Below are 220 nucleotides of genomic sequence, written 5' to 3'. Positions count from 1 at the left end.
AGTTCGTTGATACGCCTCTTACGAATATTGTTTGGAAGTTCAGTCAAAATCCCAAGATAATCTAAAGCAGAATAAACCGTCATATTTGGATATATCGAAAATTCCTGTGGAAGATAACCGATTATTTTTCTGATTTCTTTTTTCCTTTTTATATCAATCCCATTGATTTCTACCATTCCCGTTGTCGGCTCTGACAATGTAGCCAATATACGCATAAGCG

Annotated in this window: 1 protein-coding gene; it reads right to left on the bottom strand. The window is 35.5% G+C overall.

Translation table 11 applies throughout. The annotated features are described in order from the left end of the window. The coding region (locus NE619_RS19435; RefSeq protein WP_256133947.1) for an ATP-binding cassette domain-containing protein at positions 1-215 on the bottom strand (215 nt) is incomplete at its 3' end. Positions 216-220 lie beyond the last annotated feature (5 nt).

Source organism: Anaerovorax odorimutans (genome assembly GCF_024459955.1).
Taxonomy (GTDB): Bacteria; Bacillota; Clostridia; order Peptostreptococcales; family Anaerovoracaceae; genus Hominibacterium; species Hominibacterium odorimutans_A.
Note: the sequence above shows the minus strand (reverse complement) of the source record. Positions and strands in the feature narration are given on the sequence as shown.